General features: G+C 33.2%; 2 protein-coding genes. Both read left to right on the top strand.

Annotated features, from left to right (window positions below):
• On the top strand, window positions 1-460 hold a 460-nt coding region (locus AC1DRF_RS30110), incomplete at its 5' end, for an ATP-binding protein (protein ID WP_477742586.1).
• An 89-nt stretch (window positions 461-549) separates the two neighbouring features.
• The gene (locus AC1DRF_RS30105) at window positions 550-762 is read left to right on the top strand and encodes a hypothetical protein (protein ID WP_013083131.1); all 213 of its coding nucleotides are present in this window, start codon (window positions 550-552) and stop codon (window positions 760-762) included.
• Window positions 763-874: the final 112 nt, after the last annotated feature.

The raw sequence follows: 874 nt of genomic DNA, 5'->3' as shown, positions 1-874 counted from the left end.
ACCACAGGCCGTAACATTTCAGTCGATTGATTTGCAGCTGTTAATTCAACAAGTGATTTTATTGCTGCAGCCTCAGGCAACCATGAAAAACATCTTTATTGAACTTAACTCATATGGAGAAATGCCTTTTGTATATTGTGAAAGCAATCAAATGAAACAGGTGTTCATAAACATTCTTAAGAATGCGATTGAAGCAATGCCTTCCGGAGGAGAAATTAAAGTTGAGCTGAGAAAAAAGGACAACAATCATATTCATATTCAAATTATTGATGAAGGTGTAGGAATTTCAAAAGAACGCATCAAACATTTAGGTGAACCATTTTACAGTATTAAAGAAGACGGAATCGGGTTAGGGTTAATGATCTGCTTTAATATTATCCAACAACATAAAGGAACTCTTAGTATTGAAAGTGAAGTAAACAAAGGGACGAGTGTAGAAATTTGTTTACCGTTAGAATAAAAGGTAATCAGTCAAAGGGAGAAGAAATTTTGCAACAAGTTGTTTAGTAAAGTTATAATATTCTATGTTGGAGTAAAATAAGCAAAGGAGTGGTTACGATTAAACAGAAAAAGTGGATTAACATATTTCGTATTCTGTATATTATTTTTGCTATTATTGCGATTGGAGCATCTTTTGGAGACTATTCTTTTGGGCTTAATAATCCCCGCATAGTCAGTTTAACGGCTCTTGTTTTGGCGGTTATCTGTATTGTTCCGTATTACATACTTCGCTTTAAAGAACAAGCTTCTAAAAGTAAATAAGTTAATATTTGTTATCTTAAAAGAGGCTGTGACAAAAGTATTTTAGTTGAAGGGAGATCCGAACGATTCATCGTTCGGATCTTTTTATTGTTATGGTGAACATGGTTTTAAT

Source organism: Priestia sp. P5_B4 (assembly GCF_056400385.1).
Note: the sequence above shows the minus strand (reverse complement) of the source record. Positions and strands in the feature narration are given on the sequence as shown.